The following is a 16,574-nucleotide window of genomic DNA, read 5'->3' as shown; positions in this document are numbered from 1 at the left end:
CCCTGCGGGCTCGATCGCCGGCAGGACAGGTGTACACAGATTTATTGTGGGAGCTGGCCTTGCCAGCGATAGGGCCAGTCCAGTCAGCACACCAGGTGTTGTCAGGAATGCGACCCCTGCGGGCTCGATCGCCGGCAAGGCCAGCTCCCACAGGTTTGGCGTACACCGAACCATTGTAGGAGCCGGCGTTGCCGGCGATGAGGCCAGTGCAGCCAGCACATCAGGTGCTGACTGGATTACGAGCCCTGCGGGCTCGATCGCCGGCAAGGCCGGCCCCCACAGGTTCGGTGTGCACCGAACCATTGTGTGTGGGCTTGACCCGCGATGGGGCCTTCAAGGCGTGACGATGTTGAACTGTGGGCTGAAGCTGTCGAGGGTGCCCAGCAGCTCGGCGATTTTTTTGCCGTTGCCGTCGACCTTGATCAGGCCTTTTTGCATCGCCGTCGGGAAGTCCAGCTGCTTGAGGCTGATCTGCTCAAGGGTCGCCTTGTTCATACTCAAGCTGGCATCAGCCTTGGGGTTCAGGCCCGCTCGGTGGGTCAGCACACCATTGCGCAAGGTCAGGTTGTAGGCCTGGTCCGGCTCGGTAAAGCTCCAGTTCAGGTTCAGGTCATGGCCCACCGCCTTGTCGACATCGACCCTTACGGCCATGTAGTCGAAGAACATGTCCGCAGTCAGCGCCCGCACCATGTCCACCGACACCGAACTGCCCGCCTGGCTCGGCACGCCGTCGCGCAGTTCCATGGCGCCGGTCAGGTACATGTTGCGCCAGGTGGCGTTCTCGCTCTGGTAGCCGAGCTGCTCCAGGGCTTGCGCCTGTACACTGCGTGCCTCGGGGTTGTCCGGCTCGGCAAACAGCAGCTGGTTGCCCAGTTGTACCGCCCAGCGGTATTCGCCTTTGTCCATCGCTGCCCGCACCTTGGCCAGCACCGCCTCGCCGCCACCCATGGCCTGGACATAGTGCCGGGCGCTCTCGACCGGTGGCAGCGGGTTGAGGTTGGCCGGGTTGCCGTCGTAAAAGCCCATGTAGCGCTGGTACACCGCCCGCGCGTTGTGGCTCAGCGAGCCGTAGTAGCCACGGGTGTACCACTTGTTCGCCAGCTCCCCGGGCAGGGTCTGCATGTTCTGCGCGATTTCCATCGGCGTCAGGCCCTGGTTGAGCAAGTGCAAGGTGCGGTCGTTGAGGAAGGCATACATGTCGCGCTGGTCGGCGATCAGCGTGCGCACCTGGTCCGCGCCCCAGGTCGGCCAGTTGTGCTGGCCGAACAGCACCTCGGTTTTGTCGCCGTAACGGCTCAGGCTGGCGTCCAGGTACTGCGACCAGGCCTTGGCGTCACGTACCTGGGCGCCGCGCGGGGTGAGGATGTTGTGCATGGTCTGCGAGGCATTTTCGGCAATGCCCAAGGCCTTGAACTGCGGCAGGTACAGGTTCATTTCCGCTGGCGCTTCGGTACCCGGGGTCAACTGGAATTCAAGCTCGATACCGGCCACGGTGCGCGTCTCGTACGGCTTGCTGATCAGCTCGGTGGGTGCGATCAGGGTGATGGTGCCACCGGTGGCCAAGGCCTTGCCGATGCCGGTGTCGACCTGGCCCTGGGCGCCACGCGGCAGGTACAGGCCGAACTGGTACTGGGCGCGCCGGCTCATGGCGTTGCCGGCGTAGACGTTCTCGCTCATCACGTGTTCCATGAAGCCGCTGGGGGCGAACACCTTGACCTTGCCGGCCTTGACGTCTGCCTCATCGATCACCCCGCGCACGCCGCCAAAATGGTCGGTGTGGCTGTGGCTGTAGATCACCGCCACCACCGGCTTGTGCGGGCGGTTCTGGTAGTACAGCTGTAACGCGGCGCGGGCAGTTTCAGCGGTGGTCAGCGGGTCGATGATGATCAGCCCGTCGTCGCCTTCGATAAGGGTCATGTTGGCCAGGTCCAGGCCGCGCACCTGATACAGCCGCGGCGCTACCTCGAACAGGCCCGCATGGGCATTGAGCTGGGCCAGGCGCCAGAGGCTGGGGTTGACGCTGTCGGGGCTGCCTTCGGCGGCGAGGAATTTGTAGCCTTCAAGGCTCCATACCGGCTTGCCGGCAGCGTCGTTGACCTGGCCGGTGAACGGCGCAATCAGGCCGCGGGTAACTGCCTGGTAGTCGGCGCGGTCGGTGAACGGCAGCTGGCTCAGCACGGCGGCATTGCTGCTACGCGTCTGTTCGCTGGCGGCGGCCGGGGCTTGGGCTGCGTGCAGCGACTGGCTCAGGCACCACGTTGCGATCAGGCAGGCCAGGCGTGTACGCGGGTGCTGGGTTGGGAAGGGCATGGCAACTCCATTTTTTTGTCGTTATGGCACACGCCTTCGAGCCTAAGGCTCGGGCACGGCCCGGCAACAAGCCGCGGACGACAAAAACCATGCAAGCGCTGTTCAGGGCGCAGCACCACCTTGACGCTCGGCCACGGCACGCAAGGTGCGCAAGGACACGCTGGGGGCATCGAGGACGAACTGGTTGGCCAGCCACGAGGGGATGTCCCCGGCCGGGTCAGCCTGCAGTTGGTAGGTCACTTCGGTGAGTTGCTCGCCTTTGGGCACCAGGGTCCACAGGCCCTGGAGCTGGCGCACGCGGATCTGCCCCGGCACATGCTTGACCATACCCGGCACGGCCTTGAGACGACGCACCAGGCTGCCGTCGTCGCGGCGCTCGCTCTGCACCTGGATCACCATGTCGCGGGTGCTGGCCGGCCAGGGCAGGGCGGTGGTCAGGTAGACCCAGGTGCTGTCGCCCTCGACCTTGAGCAGGCGCATGTCGGCGCAGCCGTACAGCCATTTGCAGGCGACCCGCAGGTTTTCCTGCAGCTCGCTCAAGGTCGACACACTGGCCTTGATCAACGCCACGCCGCGAAACTGCTGGTAGGGCGAACCCGGCACATCGCTGAGGTAAACCCGGATACCGTCTTCATCCTGCGCCAGGTGCCACTGTTCAGCGGCGCCGACGCCACTGCTGATGACCAGCATCAGACACAAGACAAAGCGAAGGCTCATGAACAGCTCCAGCGGCGGGGGACTGTTCAGAGCATAGTGCCTGGGATCAGATCTGGACGAGCCGGCCCTTGTGTTCGGCTTGCAAACGGTCACCGCGGCCGAACAGCTTGTGGCGCAAGGTGCCGTGTTCATACGCCGTGCGATAACGGCCACGGCGTTGCAGCTCGGGCACCACCTGCTCGACCACCGCTTGCAGGTCGTCGGGCACCACCGCATAGGTGAGGTTGAAACCGTCGATACCGGTGCTGTCGAGCCAGTCTTCCAGTTGATCGGCAATCTGTGCAGGTGAGCCGAGCAACACCGGTCCACGGCCGCCGAGGCTGACGAACTCAGCCGCTTCGCGCACGGTCCAGCGCCGGTTCGGGTCGGCCTTGGTGAACACCGCCAGGGCGGTGCGCCCGGCGTCGTTGTCGATGTATTCGATCAACGAGTCGGGGTCGACGCCTGCGAAGTCGATACCGGTCCAGCCCGACAGCAGGGTCAGCGCCGCCTCGACGTCCACATACTGGCGGTACTCCTGCAGCTTGGCCTCGGCCGCCTGCCGACTCTCGGCGACGATCAGCAGCGCCTGGGCGTAGATCAGCACGTCCTGTTCAGGCCGGCCGGCGTCACGGGTGGCCTTGCGGATGCCTTCAACATAACCGCTCAGCGCTGCCTGGGTCGGCGCGCTGATGAACACGCATTCGGCATGATCGGCGGCAAAGCGCAGGCCCCGCGGCGAGGCGCCGGCCTGGAACAGCACCGGCGTGCGCTGCGGCGAAGGCTGGCTCAGATGAATGCCGGGCACCTGGAAGTGTGCGCCCTGGTGGTTGATCGGGTGCACCCGGGCCGGGTCGAGGAACTGGCCGCTGCCGCGGTCTTGCACCACGGCATCGTCGTCCCAGCTTTTTTCCCACAGCTTGTACAGCACCTGCAGGTATTCCTCGGCCAGCTCGTAGCGCTCGTCGTGGCCCAGTTGCCGGGCCAGGCCAAGGTTGCGTGCGGCGCTGTCGAGGTAACCGGTGACGATGTTCCAGCCCACCCGCCCGGCGCTCAGGTGATCGAGCGTGGACATGCGCCGGGCGAAGGGGTACGGGTGCTCGTAGGTCAGCGAAAAGGTGATGCCAAAGCCCAGGTGTTCGGTGACCCCGGCCATGGCCGGGACAATCAGCAGCGGGTCGTTGACCGGCACCTGCACGCCGCCGCGCAGGGCGCCGTCGGCGCTGCCCTGGTAGACGTCATAGATACCCAGCACATCGGCAATGAACAGCGCATCGAACAGCCCGCGTTCGAGCAGGCGGGCGAGGTCGGTCCAGTAGCCCAGGCGATTGAAATCGACGCTGGTGTTGCGCGGATGGCGCCACAGCCCGGGGGACTGGTGGGTGGCGGCGTTCATGCTGAAGGCGTTGAAGCGGATGGTCTTGGACATGGTCTGTACTCAGGGCAGGACCGACACCGGGTAGACCGCATCGGCCACCTTCAGCGCTTTGGGGATCAGGCCCAGGCCCTGGAAGGTGTCGGCAAGCTTTTGCTGCTCGGCAGTGATTTTCGCGTCAATGGCCACGGCGTTGTAGTTGCGCCGCTCGCTGGCCACCTGCAGCACGTCGGCGCCGATGCCCAGTTGCGGCGCCAGCAGGGCGGCAACTTCATCGGGTTTCTGGTTGGCCCAACTGCTGACCTTGGCCAGTTCGCTGAAGAAGGTCTTCAGCAATGCGCGGTTGTCATCGGCAAAGGCCGCCGACGACAGGTAGAAGGTGCGGTTGTTGGACAGCCCGCTGCCATCGCGCAGGTTCTTCAGGCCCGGTTGTTGTTCAGCGGCGGCCAGGAAGGGGTCCCACAGGGTCACGGCCTGCACGCTGCCGGACTGCAGGGCGGCCACGGCGTCGGCGGCATTGTTGACGTAGGCCGGGGTGATGTCCTTGTAGCTCAGGCCGGCGTCCTGCAGGGCCACGGCCAGCAGGTACTGGGCGTTCCAGCCGCGGCCGGTGGCCACGCGCTGGCCCTTGAGGGCGGCGACGTTGGCGATATGGTCCTGGTCGCGCACCACCAGGCCGATGCCCTTGGGGTAGGGCTGCTCGGCGGCCAGGTACACCACCGGCTTGCCGGCGGCCTGGGCGAACACCGATGGCGCATCGGCGGCATGACCAAGGTCGATGGCGCCGGTGCTCAGCGCCTCGAGCAGCTGCGGGCCGGCGGCGAATTCGTACCAGCTGACTTTCACCCCTTGTGGCTCCAGGGCTTTTTCCAGGGCGCCGCTGCCTTTGAGGATGTTGATGCTGTTGAACTTCTGGTAGCCGATGCGCAGGGTCTTGCTCGCTTCGGCATGGGCCAGCGGGGCGGGCAGGATCAGCGCTGCCAGGGCGGCAAACAAGCCGCCGGTGAGCAGGCGACGCAGGGGGGAATGGGGCGTGTGCGACATGGGCGGACTCCTGGGATTCAAGGGCAAGGCATGCCCGAAAATATAAGGAGCCCGCGCAGGCCCTTCAATTTGTTTATTCCAAATTGTTAGATTGTTTTGTTATTTTTATATCCTTTTATTTTATTGATTCAGAACTGCCACTGCACACCCAGGGAATAGCCAGCCTGATTACCCTCGCTATGGGCAAAGCGGCTGTTGACCTCGGCAAACACCCCCAACTGCTCGGTGAACATCAATTGCGCGCCCACTTGCGCGCGGCCAAAGTCCTTGTCGACGCTGCCCATGTCCGCTACCCGCACACGGCCGTCGGCATTGCTGGTGAGGTCGATCTCATCCAGGCGGCCATCGGCCAGTTCGCGTACCCAGCGTACGCTGGCGTAGGGTTGCAGGGCCATGTTCGCGCCCAGGCCAACGCTGCCATGCAGGCGCCAGCCAAGGCTGGCTTCGAGGGCGTCGTAGCTCTGCTTCTCGTAGCCCAGGGCGGTGCGCAGGGCCTGGTCTTCGTGGAAGTCGTCGATGCGGTAGTGCATGTAGTCCAGGCCCGCCACCGGGCCGGTCTTCAGGGCGCCGAAGCTGAAGTCGTAGCCACCGTCGAGGCGCGCACCCCAGAACCACGCCGAGGTGTCGCCGGACAGGCGCTGGTCGAGCAGCACCGGGCCGTTGTTGGCCTGGATGTACACCGAGCGCTTGGTATCAAAGCGTGTATGCCCGGCGCTCAGCTCGCCGGCCAGCCATTGCGGACCGCCGTCGTTGAGCAGGGCAAACAGCCCGGCCTGCCAGGCGTCGCCTTCGATGCGCCCGCCATGGTCGAGAGAATCGCGGCTGCGCTGAAAGCTCAGGCTGGCACCGACAGTCAGGGCGTCATTGAGGCGGTAATCGCCAACACCATAGACACCCACGCGTTTCGACTCGGGGTTGCCCGGCGCGTCGAAACCGCTGTCAGGTGAAACTTCGCCTTCCACACCCACTTCACCATCAAAGCTGCCGACTGCCCGTGTGGCGTCCAGCAGGCTCAGCCAGCGGCGGTCATGCAGGCGGGTCAGGGCCTGGTGCTGGCGTTGCAACTGGTCTTCCATCTGCCGCGCCATGGCGCCGCCGGAGGCGGTGGAGGCGAGCAGGTCGGCGTTGGTCAGTTCCAGCACCAGGCGCGTCAGCAGCCGCGAGAAGTCGCTCAGGCGCTGGTCGATGCGCTGCTGGCCGAAGGCGTTGGTCAGCACTTGCTGGTTGTCTTCAGCCGGGTCGTGCCAGGTCGAGCCGCCGGGAATCGCCGGGTTGTCGGTCTGCTCGTAGCCGTCCAGTTCACCCAGCTCCCAATTGGTGGCCTCGATGAACAGCACCGGCACGTTGAGGCCGTTGAAGCTTTCGCCGTCGCTGCAGCAGCCGGTGCCGGCCGGGTATTCGGGGTTCAGGCCGGGGTTGGTGAACAGCGGGATGTCCAGCTCCTGGGCGATGCGCAGCAACTGGTCGCGGTAGGCGCCCAGGGCCGGGTTGGCAACGCTGTTGCTGGCGGCATGGGCGTACATCTTGTCGCCGGTGATCAGGCTGTCGAGGTTGATCATGCCCAACAGGTTGGCGCGCTGGCTGTCGCTCAATGACGCGACATAGGCGCGCGAACCGCGCAGGCCTTCTTCCTCGGCACCAAAACCGACCACTTCCAGGCCGTTTTCCAGGGCCACGCCGCCCAGGTTGCGGGCGATCTCGGTGAGCACGGCGGCGCCCGAGGCGTTGTCGTCCAGGCCTTGCAGGGTGGGGCGGCCGAAGTAGGTGTCGTAGTGGGCGCCGAGCACCACGTAGGTGCTGTTCTGGCCCGCGGCTGAAGCGATGACGTTCTGCGAACTGCGGTTGCCGGCCCAGGTGAAGTCCTGACGGCGGGTCTGGTAGCCGAAGCCCAGTTGCGCTTGCATCAGGGCGGTAGCACCTTCGAAACTGGCGGTACCGCGGTAACGCCCGGGGTAGTCGTTGATCAGACGGTCCAGGGTCTGCCCGGCATATTCCCCATATTCATAGGCGCTGGCGCCGGATGACAACATTGCACAACCCAGGCTTACAGCGACTGCTAACGGTTTGAACACGGCACTTTTCCTTATGTGTCGTTACGAAAGGCGCATCATAGGATGCGCCGCCTCGCAGCAAGCAGGATGTGTACCGTTTTGTGACTGATGTAGGAAATTAGCTGTTTAGTTGCGCCAGCAATGCGTCGATCGCCACCTTGGCCACCTGCGCATCCTGCTCGGACTTGACCCCCGAAACCCCCACCGCGCCAATCACCTGGCCATCTACCCGTAGCGGCACGCCGCCTTCAAGGGTGGCGTTTAGCACTGGCACCGAGAGAAAGGCCGTGCGCCCGCCGTTGATGATGTCTTCGTAGACCTTGCTGTCCTTGCGCCCCAGGGCCGCGGTACGGGCCTTTTCCTGGGCGATGTAGGCGCTGATCGGCGGGCAGCCGTCCAGGCGTTCCAGGGCCAGCGGGTGGCCGCCGTCATCGACCACGGCGATGCTCACCGCCCACTGGTTGGCCTGGGCTTCGGTGCGTGCGGCGGCAAGCAGTTGCGCGACTTCGTGCTGGGTCAGTACGGCTTTGCTGAGCATGGGGATGGCTCCACGGGTTGAGGGGCGAACGGATGCGTCATTATTACCGTAGACGTTGCTGGATGTTTCTTGTCACTGCCTGCGACAACAGGCCGCACCCCGTAAATACTGGGATACAGACGTACGGGGCGCTGCGCGCTGGAACCTGCGTCCGCCGCCATGACAAAATGCGAAGGTTTCTCGACATGCCCCTCTATCCAGGGGCTGGCACCTTCCCGAAAGGATGGTTACATGACTGATTTACTGACCCGGCGCCAGGTTGTTGCCGGGATCAGCCTGCTGGGCCTCGGCGCCCTTGCAGGTTGCGACCCCCGTTCCGGTGGCGCGCTGGACTTCAAGTACGGCAAGGACATGAGCAACAAGATCCTCGGCCGTTCGTTCAAGCTCAAGGATACCCAGGGCAACGTCCGTACCCTCTCGAGTTTCTGGGGTTCGATGCCGATGGTGTTCTTCGGTTTCACCCAGTGCCCGGCGGTGTGCCCGACCACCCTGGCGCGCGCGGTGCAGATCAAGAAGCTGATGGGCCGCGACGCAGGCTTTTTGCAGGTGGTGTTCATCAGCCTCGACCCCGAGCGCGATACCCCCGAGGTGCTCGACGCCTACGTCAAGGCCTTCGATCCGTCGTTCGTGGCGTTGTCCGGTACCCTTGAAGAAACCGCGGCGGCAGCCCGCGAGTTCGGTGTGTTCTACGAGAAGGTGCCCGCCGGCGATACCTATACCATCTCGCACACCTCGACCAGCTACGTTTTCGATTCCCGCGGCCAGCTGCGCCTGGGCCTGTCCCATTCGCTCAATGCAAAAGAGTGCGCAGAAGACCTGCTCACTGTCATGGAGGTGTGTTAATGCTTCGCAACCCTGTCAAACGTACCCTGGCCGCGCTGGCCCTGATCGGCCTGGCCCTGCCGGCCATGGCTGAAACCACCGTCAGCGACGCCTGGGCACGCGCCACCGTGCCACAGCAGAAGTCCAGCGGTGCCTTCATGACCCTCACCGCCAGCACCGACAGCAAACTGCTCAGCGTCGCCTCGCCGGTGGCCAGGACCGTCCAGGTGCACCAGATGACCATGGAAAACGACGTGATGAAAATGGGCGAGGTCGACAGTGTGCCGCTGCCGGCCGGCAAGGCGGTGAGCCTTGACCCCAATGGTTATCACGTGATGCTCATGGACCTCAACCAGCAGCTCAAGGAAGGCGAGCAAGTGCCGCTGACCCTGGTGGTCGAGGATGCCAAGGGCGTCAAGCAGACCATCGAAGTGAAAGCGCCGGTGCGGGCGCTGAATGCGCAAGCCATGCATGGGCATGATCACCAGCATATGCAGCACTGATAGAGGGCTGCTGTGCAGCCCACCGCTGGCAAGCCAGCGCCCACAGTTCGGTGGATGCTGGCTTGATCCGCGATCGTTTCAGCGCCGCCGACGCCTGCCGGTGACCATCGACAGCGGCAGGTTCTCCTTCAGCCGCCAGCTCTCGACCAGCGCCGCCGCAATGTGCAGGCACACCAGCGCCAGCAGGGCATCGGCCATCAACTCGTGGATATCGCGCAGGCCGTCGTCGCCCCAGAAGTAATAGATCTCTTCCATCATGAAGCCGCTGACGCCAAGGCCGGCCATCAGCAGCAGCATCAGTACCATCACCAGCGCGCCCAACGGCGAATGGCCGAGGCGGTGATAGTCTTGGCCGTTGAGCAGGGCCTGCAGGTGCCACTTCAAGCGCGTGGGCGTCGGCCAGAAGTGCGCCCAGCGCGCTGCCGGGCTGCCGACAAAACCCCAGACGCTGCGCAGCAGCACGATCGCCAGGCCGTAATAGCCCAGCCAGCGGTGCCAGCCATCGCCTTCTTCGGTGAGAAAATAGCTGCCGACAAACACCACCACCAGCGACCAGTGGCACAGGCGCACCAACGGGTCCCAGAGGCGCAGGCTGTCGCCGCTCACCTCAGTCGATCTCTTCCTTGACCTTCTTGCCGGTGACCGGGTCGAAGTAGATCTCGACTTTTTTGCCGTCTTTGTTCTTGCCGTAAATCTCGTAGCAATTGCCACCGGTGACCTTGAACTTCTTGATCTCGTAGCCCTGCTTTTTCAGTTCTTCCTGGAAGTTGTTCTGGTCCTGCCATTGATTCTTTTCAGCGGTGCTGCATTCGGTCTTGGCCAGAACGGCGGGGCTGATGACCAGCAGTGAGACAAGCAGAAGATGACGCATGACGAGTCCTCGGGTTGTCGAACAGGGGCTGCCCGTTTGAGCTTATGCCAGGCTTGGCGACTTCGCTAGCGCCTCGTCCAGCAGCTCGATCCAGTGCCGCACCGGGGTGCGCCCGGCGCCATCGAGGTGGGTCTGGCAGCCGATGTTGGCGGTGACGATCAGGTCCGGATGACCGCTTTCCAGGGCATCGAGTTTGTTGTCGCGCAGTTGCCTGGCCAGTGCCGGCTGGGTCAGCGAATAGGTGCCTGCCGAGCCGCAGCACAGGTGGCCGTCGGGCACATTGCTGAGGTTGAAACCCAGGCGCTTGAGCAGGGCCTCGACGCTGCCGCCGAGCTTCTGCGCATGCTGCAGGCTGCACGGGCAATGCACCGCCAGCAGTTGGCCGCTGTGGCAGGCCAGTTTATCCAGGGGCTCGGCCGCGATGACCTCGACCAGGTCCCTGGCCAGTTCGCTGACTCGCCGGGCCTTGCCGGCGTACTGCGCATCGCCGTGCAGCAGCTTGGCGTAGTCCTTGATAAAGGCGCCGCAACCGCTGGCGGTCTGCACGATGGCCTCGGCACCGGCCTCGATGGCCGGCCACCAGGCGTCGATGTTGCGTCGGGCGCGTTCAAGGCCACGGGCTTGGGCATCCAGGTGATAGTCGACGGCACCGCAGCAGCCGGCCTTGGGCGACGGGGTGACGCTGATGCCCAGGCGATCGAGGACCCGCGCCGTGGCGGCGTTGGTGTTGGGCGACAGGCCGGGTTGCACGCAGCCTTCAAGCAGCAACACCCGTCGCTCATGGCGCGCTTGCGGGCGTGCCTGGGCCGTGGCTGGCGAGCGCGGCAGCTTGGCCTTGAGCGCTGCCGGCAGCAGGCTGTCGACGCTGCGCCCCAGTTGCACCAGGCGCTTGAAAGCCGCTGGGTGGCTGGCCAGGTTGCGCAGGCCGCTGCGCAAGGCCCGCTGCAGCGGCGGGCGGGCCACCGCCTGGTCAATCACGGCGCGGCCGATGTCCAGCAGGTTGTGGTAGTCGACCCCGGACGGGCAGGTGGTTTCACAGTTGCGGCACGACAGGCAGCGGTCCAGGTGCAGTTGGGTCTTGGCGCTGGCCGGCTGGCCTTCGAGCACCTGCTTGATCTGGTAGATGCGCCCGCGCGGGCCGTCCAGTTCGTCGCCGAGCAGTTGATAGGTCGGGCAGGTGGCGTTGCAGAAGCCGCAGTGCACGCAACTGCGCAGGATGCGCTCGGCCTCTTCGGCGCGGGCCAGATGTTTGGCGGCATCGCTCAGGGTGGTTTGCATGGCTCAGATCTCCGCGTACATCCGCCCGGGGTTGAAGATCCCTTGCGGGTCGAGGCGCTGCTTGAGTTGCTGGTGATAGCGCAGCAAGGCTGCGGGCAGCGGCTGGAACGGGCTGTCGCTGGCGCTGTAGCAGGTGGCATGGCCGCCCAGTCGGCTTGCAGCCGCGCGAATGGCCTCGGCCGGGGCTTCGGACTTGAGCCAGCGTTGGGCGCCGGCCCAGTCCAGCAGTTGCGCGCCGGGCACTTCCAGCAGCGGGCTGTTGTTGGGCAAGGATATGCGCCACAGCGGGCGCGGGTCGGCAAAAAACGCCAGGCGCAGGTTGTTCAGGTCTTGCCACCAACTGGCCTCGAAACGCTCACCGCCGAGCCGGTCGCGGGCGGCCTTGACCGAACCTTCGCCGCCTTCAAGGCGCAGGCGCAACACCCTGCCGTCATGGCAGGCGGCGCTGATCGGCAGCGGTTGCTGGCCCCACTGCGCCAGTTTCATCAGGGCTTGCTGCGGGTCGAGGTGCAGGGCGATGTGTTCTTCACTGCGCGGCTTGGGCAGCACTTTCAGCGACACCTCGCTGATCAGCCCCAGGCAGCCGAAGCTGCCGGCCATCAGCCGCGACAGGTCGTAGCCGGCAACGTTCTTCATCACCTCGCCACCAAAGCGCAGGTGCAGGCCCAGGCCGCTGATCACCCGGGTGCCGAGCACGTAGTCACGCACCGAGCCGGCCCAGGGCCGGCGTGGCCCCGACAGGCCGGCAGCGAGCATGCCGCCGAGGGTGGCGCCGTCGTCACTGTGCGGCGGCTCGCAGGGCAGCATCTGCCCGGCGGCCTCAAGCGCCGCCGTCAATTCGCTCAGGGGCGTGCCGGCGCGGGCAGTGATCACCAGCTCCGTCGGGTCGTAATTGACGATGCCGCGGTGGTCCCGGGTGTCGAGCTCGATCCCGGCCACCGGGCGGCCGAGATAAGCCTTGCTGGCGCCGCCACGAATGCGCAAGGGTGTGCCCTCGGCGCGGGCCTGGTTGACCTGTTCGAGCAGCGCCTGGCTGGCATCGTTGTTGTGCGCCAGCATCAGAAGCGCTCCAGGTCGGGGAAGGGCAGTTGCCCGGCGTGCACATGCATGGCGCCAAACTCGGCGCAGCGCTGCAGGGTCGGGATGTTCTTGCCGGGATTGAGCAGGCCATGGGGATCGAAGGCGGCCTTGACCGCGTGGAACAGGGTCAGCTCGTCGCTGCTGAACTGCGCGCACATCTGGTTGATCTTCTCGCGGCCGACGCCGTGTTCGCCGGTGATGCTACCGCCGACGCTCACGCACAGTTCGAGAATCTCGCCGCCAAAGGCTTCGGCGCGTTCCAGCTCGCCCGGCTGGTTGGCGTCGAAGAGGATCAGCGGGTGCATATTGCCGTCGCCGGCATGAAAGACGTTGGCCACCCGCAGGTCATATTTGTGCGACAGCGCGGCGATGCGCTGCAGCACATGGGGCAGCTCGCGGCGCGGGATGGTGCCGTCCATGCAGTAGTAGTCGGCAGAGATTCGCCCGACCGCCGGAAAGGCGTTCTTGCGCCCGGCCCAGAACTTCACCCGCTCCACTTCGTCACGGGCCTGGCGTACTTCGCTAGCGCCGGCCTGTTCGAGCAGGGCGCGCACCCGCTCGCAATCGTCGTGCACATCGGCTTCGACGCCATCCAGTTCGCAGAGCAGAATCGCCTCGGCGTCGACCGGGTAGCCGGCATGAATGAAATCTTCAGCGGCGCGGATCGCCAGGTTGTCCATCATCTCCAGGCCACCGGGAATGATCCCGGCAGCGATGATGTCGCCGACCGCGCGCCCGGCTTTTTCCACTGAGTCGAAGGCCGCCAGTAGCACCTTGGCCAGCTGCGGTTTGGGCAGCAGCTTGACCGTCACCTCGGTGATGATCCCGAGCATGCCTTCAGAACCGGTAAACAGCGCCAGCAGGTCAAAGCCTGGGGCGTCGAGGCTGTCGGCGCCGAGGGTCAGGCATTCGCCTTCAACGGTTAGGATCTCGACCTTGAGCAGGTTGTGCACGGTCAGGCCGTACTTCAGGCAGTGCACGCCGCCGGCATTTTCGGCGACGTTGCCGCCGATCGAACAGGCGATCTGCGAAGAAGGGTCGGGCGCGTAATACAGCTCATAAGGCGCGGCGGCCTGGGAAATCGCCAGGTTACGTACCCCCGGCTGCACCCGTGCGGTGCGCGCAGCGGGGTCGATGGCGAGGATCTTGTTAAAACGCGCCATCACCAGCAGCACGCCTTTTTCCAGGGGCAAGGCACCGCCCGAGAGCCCCGTGCCGGCGCCACGGGCGACCACCGGCACCTTGCGGGCAAAACACAGCCTTAGGATGCCCTGCACCTGCTCCAGGGTATGCGGCAACAGCACCAGCATCGGCGTGCTGCGGTAGGCCGAGAGGCCATCGCATTCGTACGGCTTGAGGTCTTCCTCGGCGTGGAGGATATCGAGATCGGGCAGGTGTGCCTGCAAGGCCAGCAGCAGCGCCTGCTTGTCGACAGCGGGCAGGGCACCATCGACGTTTTCGTCGTAAAGGATATTCATTGACAGCCAGTCACCGGAATGTGCCAGAAGTTGCTGGAAATCGTAGACGATAAACAGCACCTGGCACTGGCGACCCAGGGTCTTGGGCGATTGACCTCACGCGTGTCGCGCACCCGCCACCCGCCTCTGCGGGCTAGCGGAAACGGGGCAGTGGGCGTTCGACGCTCAGTGAGGTGAGGGTTTTTCTGACCAGCTGATCGTCGGCTTCGACGGCCTTGAGCGTGTCGCGGATCTTGCCGGCCACCGGCACATCGCCCTGGCGGTCGATCCAGTCGGCAATCTCCTTGCACGCCGAAGCGAGCCGGGCCTGGCGCTGGTTGATCAGGTTAAGGGCTGTGGTGATCTCTTTATCGGACATGAGGGAATCCTCCATCTGCGCGAATAAAGTGTAGCAGCGCAGAAAAATCCTGCGCTGGGCCCTCAGCCAGCCAGACGCTCGCGCACGCGCATCAAGGCATAACCGAGCAGGTTCAGCCCTTGCCACTGGCGCGGATCGGCCGCTTGCGCGGCCTTGGCGTCCAGGCCGATGCCCCAGATGCTATCGACCGGGCTGGCCTCGACCAGCACCTGGCCGGCGGTAGAGAGTAGAAATGTGCGCAGCCCAGGGTTCTGTTCGAACTTGAGCAGGTTGGCCTGCTCGACGATGGCCGAGCGCTCGGCCACCCAGGCGGCGTCATCGTAGCCGGTGACTTCGCGGCCAAGCTTCTTGGCTTCGGCCGGCGTGCCTGCGGCGAGGATTTTCGCCAGCGTTGCCTGGTCGTCGAACAACCGTGCCTTGCCGGCCATCATGTAGTGTTCGGCGCTGGGGTAGTGGAGGCCGTGCTCCTTGAAGCCGGCCTCGAACCACTGGCTGAAGCAGCTTTTGTCCGGCTTGCCCTCGACCTTTTGCCGGTGGCCCCAGAAGTACAGGTACTGCGGCATCAGGCCCTGGTCGATAGCGCCGATCAGGCTGTCATTGTCGAGGATGTTGGCCAGAGCCTGGGAGGGTTGCGACATAGCGGGGAGTCTTCCATGAACGAATCGGGCCATGGTACTCCACGCCCGCGCGGTTGTGACAGCCTCGGTGCTGACGTACTATCCTTGCCAGCAAGCGATACCCCGCATACTTATAAATCATTCCTCAGCGCACACGCTTCACTCAGGCCCGACCGGCATGAGTGTCTGGCGCTGGGCGCGTTTTCGTTCCCGGCAACCGCAAACGACTCGGAGCAAGGCTTTACTCATGAATACATCCGTGGATGCGCGAACCGGCAGTTGGCTGAGTGTCATCGCCCTGGCCCTGGCGGCCTTCATTTTCAACACCACTGAATTCGTCCCGGTGGCGCTGCTCAGCGACATCGGCCGCAGCTTCGACATGGCCACCGCCCAGGTCGGCCTGATGCTGACCATCTATGCCTGGGTGGTGGCCCTGGCCTCGTTGCCGATGATGCTGCTGACGCGCAACATCGAGCGGCGCAAGTTGCTGATCATCGTCTTTGCCTTGTTCATCCTCAGCCATTTGCTCTCGGGGGTGGCGCAGAGCTTCGGCATGCTGCTGGTCAGCCGTATCGGCATCGCCTTGGCCCATGCGGTGTTCTGGGCCATTACGGCCTCGCTTGCGGTACGCGTGGCGCCGCCGGGGCAGCAGGCCAAGGCCCTGGGGTTGCTGGCGACCGGCACCACCCTGGCGATGGTCATGGGCATCCCGCTGGGGCGGGTGGTGGGCGAGGCCCTGGGCTGGCGCACGACCTTCCTGGCGATTGCCGGGGTGGCTTTGGCAACGTTGCTGTGCCTGGTCAAATCGCTGCCGCTGCTGCCGAGCCAGAACTCCGGCTCGTTGCGCAGCGTACCGGTGCTGTTCAAGCGCCCGGCGCTGGTGACCGTGTACGTGCTGGTGGCGCTGGTGATTGCCGCGCAGTTCACCGCCTACAGCTACATCGAGCCGTTTGCCCTGAACGTCGCGCAGATTGGCGGCGAACTGACCACCGTGCTGCTGTTGCTGTTTGGCGGCGCCGGGGTGTTTGGTTCGGTGCTGTTCAGCCGCTACAGCGAGCGATTCCCGCAGGGCTTTTTGATCGGCGCGATCGCCATGCTGGCGACCTGTCTGCTGCTGTTGCTGCCCTTGGCCGGCGACTTCAGCCTGCTGGGCACCTTGAGCGTGTTCTGGGGCGTGTCGATCATGTGCTTCAGCCTGGCGCTGCAGTCCAAGGTGCTGATTCTTGCCTCGGACGCCACCGACGTGGCCATGGCCATGTTCTCTGGCATTTATAACATCGGCATTGGCGCCGGGGCGTTGATCGGCAGCCTGGTCAGCGTGCACATGGGCCTGGGCAATATCGGCTATGTCGGCGGATCGCTGGCCCTGGCCGGGTTGCTGTTGTGTGCGGTGACGACCTACCGTTTTGCCCGCGCCTAGGGGCTGCTTTGCAGCCCATCGCCGGCAAGGCCGGCTCCCACAGTGGATCTGCATTCAACGGACCGGTGGGAGCTGGCCTTGCCGGCGATCGAGCGCGAAGCGGTCGCAATTCAGCCACATCTGATGTGCTGAC

The 16,574-nt window shown here is 64.8% G+C and carries 16 protein-coding genes; 3 read left to right on the top strand and 13 right to left on the bottom strand.

Translation table 11 applies throughout. From position 1 onward, the window contains the following. Window positions 1-333: 333 nt before the first annotated feature. The 6 genes from ABIE20_RS27360 to ABIE20_RS27335 form a co-directional block, all read right to left on the bottom strand. Window positions 334-2,310, bottom strand: a complete 1,977-nt coding sequence (locus ABIE20_RS27360; RefSeq protein ID WP_429508669.1) for an alkyl/aryl-sulfatase — start codon at window positions 2,308-2,310, stop codon at window positions 334-336. Between the two features lie 102 nt (window positions 2,311-2,412). Beyond that, window positions 2,413-3,027, bottom strand: a complete 615-nt coding sequence (locus tag ABIE20_RS27355) for an START domain-containing protein (RefSeq protein ID WP_429508667.1) — start codon at window positions 3,025-3,027, stop codon at window positions 2,413-2,415. A 46-nt stretch (window positions 3,028-3,073) separates the two neighbouring features. Beyond that, window positions 3,074-4,435 carry an LLM class flavin-dependent oxidoreductase gene (locus tag ABIE20_RS27350; protein WP_429508665.1) on the bottom strand — a complete coding sequence of 454 codons (1,362 nt, stop codon included), beginning with the start codon at window positions 4,433-4,435 and terminating at the stop codon, window positions 3,074-3,076. Between the two features lie 9 nt (window positions 4,436-4,444). After that, window positions 4,445-5,425 (bottom strand): aliphatic sulfonate ABC transporter substrate-binding protein, encoded by a 981-nt coding sequence (locus ABIE20_RS27345; RefSeq protein WP_429508664.1) that lies wholly within the window; start codon window positions 5,423-5,425, stop codon window positions 4,445-4,447. 128 nt (window positions 5,426-5,553) lie between these two features. Further along, the gene (locus ABIE20_RS27340; protein ID WP_429508662.1) at window positions 5,554-7,497 is read right to left on the bottom strand and encodes an autotransporter outer membrane beta-barrel domain-containing protein; all 1,944 of its coding nucleotides are present in this window, start codon (window positions 7,495-7,497) and stop codon (window positions 5,554-5,556) included. Window positions 7,498-7,594: 97 nt separating this feature from the next. Further along, window positions 7,595-8,014 (bottom strand): heme-binding protein, encoded by a 420-nt coding sequence (locus ABIE20_RS27335; protein WP_429508661.1) that lies wholly within the window; start codon window positions 8,012-8,014, stop codon window positions 7,595-7,597. Between the two features lie 231 nt (window positions 8,015-8,245). Between ABIE20_RS27335 and ABIE20_RS27330 the strand changes: the two genes are divergently transcribed. Together ABIE20_RS27330 and ABIE20_RS27325 are read left to right on the top strand one after the other, a co-directional pair. Beyond that, the gene (locus tag ABIE20_RS27330; RefSeq protein WP_038995914.1) at window positions 8,246-8,857 is read left to right on the top strand and encodes an SCO family protein; all 612 of its coding nucleotides are present in this window, start codon (window positions 8,246-8,248) and stop codon (window positions 8,855-8,857) included. Then, on the top strand, window positions 8,857-9,339 hold the full coding sequence (locus ABIE20_RS27325) for a copper chaperone PCu(A)C (protein WP_429508658.1): 483 nt from the start codon (window positions 8,857-8,859) through the stop codon (window positions 9,337-9,339). The genes ABIE20_RS27330 and ABIE20_RS27325 overlap by 1 nt, the downstream gene beginning before the upstream one ends. Before the next feature lie 78 nt (window positions 9,340-9,417). Here ABIE20_RS27325 and ABIE20_RS27320 read toward each other — a convergent pair whose 3' ends face one another. The 7 genes from ABIE20_RS27320 to ABIE20_RS27290 all read right to left on the bottom strand — a co-directional run bounded on the left by ABIE20_RS27320 (window position 9,418) and on the right by ABIE20_RS27290 (window position 15,042). Further along, window positions 9,418-9,945: a cytochrome b/b6 domain-containing protein gene (locus tag ABIE20_RS27320; protein WP_429508656.1), complete on the bottom strand. Its 528-nt coding sequence runs from the start codon at window positions 9,943-9,945 to the stop codon at window positions 9,418-9,420. A gap of 1 nt (window position 9,946) precedes the next feature. Then, a complete protein-coding gene (locus ABIE20_RS27315) occupies window positions 9,947-10,210 on the bottom strand; it encodes a PepSY domain-containing protein (RefSeq protein WP_429508654.1) in 264 nt (87 codons plus the stop codon). Between the two features lie 42 nt (window positions 10,211-10,252). Next, window positions 10,253-11,488 (bottom strand): glycolate oxidase subunit GlcF, encoded by a 1,236-nt coding sequence (gene glcF / locus ABIE20_RS27310; RefSeq protein ID WP_429508652.1) that lies wholly within the window; start codon window positions 11,486-11,488, stop codon window positions 10,253-10,255. A 3-nt stretch (window positions 11,489-11,491) separates the two neighbouring features. After that, window positions 11,492-12,547, bottom strand: a complete 1,056-nt coding sequence (glcE, locus tag ABIE20_RS27305; RefSeq protein ID WP_429508650.1) for a glycolate oxidase subunit GlcE — start codon at window positions 12,545-12,547, stop codon at window positions 11,492-11,494. Then, entirely contained in the window at window positions 12,547-14,046 is a 1,500-nt protein-coding gene (gene glcD / locus ABIE20_RS27300; protein WP_429508648.1) for a glycolate oxidase subunit GlcD, read from the bottom strand. The genes glcE and glcD overlap by 1 nt, the downstream gene beginning before the upstream one ends. Window positions 14,047-14,179: 133 nt before the next feature. Continuing rightward, window positions 14,180-14,404 (bottom strand): hypothetical protein, encoded by a 225-nt coding sequence (locus tag ABIE20_RS27295; RefSeq protein WP_010222367.1) that lies wholly within the window; start codon window positions 14,402-14,404, stop codon window positions 14,180-14,182. Window positions 14,405-14,466: 62 nt separating this feature from the next. Next, window positions 14,467-15,042, bottom strand: coding sequence for an NADAR family protein (locus ABIE20_RS27290; RefSeq protein ID WP_429508646.1), 576 nt, complete (start codon window positions 15,040-15,042; stop codon window positions 14,467-14,469). Between the two features lie 226 nt (window positions 15,043-15,268). Here ABIE20_RS27290 and ABIE20_RS27285 point away from each other — a divergent pair, with 226 nt between their 5' ends. Beyond that, window positions 15,269-16,441 (top strand): sugar transporter, encoded by a 1,173-nt coding sequence (locus tag ABIE20_RS27285; RefSeq protein ID WP_429508644.1) that lies wholly within the window; start codon window positions 15,269-15,271, stop codon window positions 16,439-16,441. Window positions 16,442-16,574 lie beyond the last annotated feature (133 nt).

Origin of the sequence: Pseudomonas sp. 2835 (assembly GCF_050435905.1) — a bacterium.
GTDB lineage: Bacteria > Pseudomonadota > Gammaproteobacteria > Pseudomonadales > Pseudomonadaceae > Aquipseudomonas.
The sequence above is the reverse complement of the archived record's forward strand: the minus strand, read 5'-3'. Positions and strand labels throughout refer to the sequence as shown.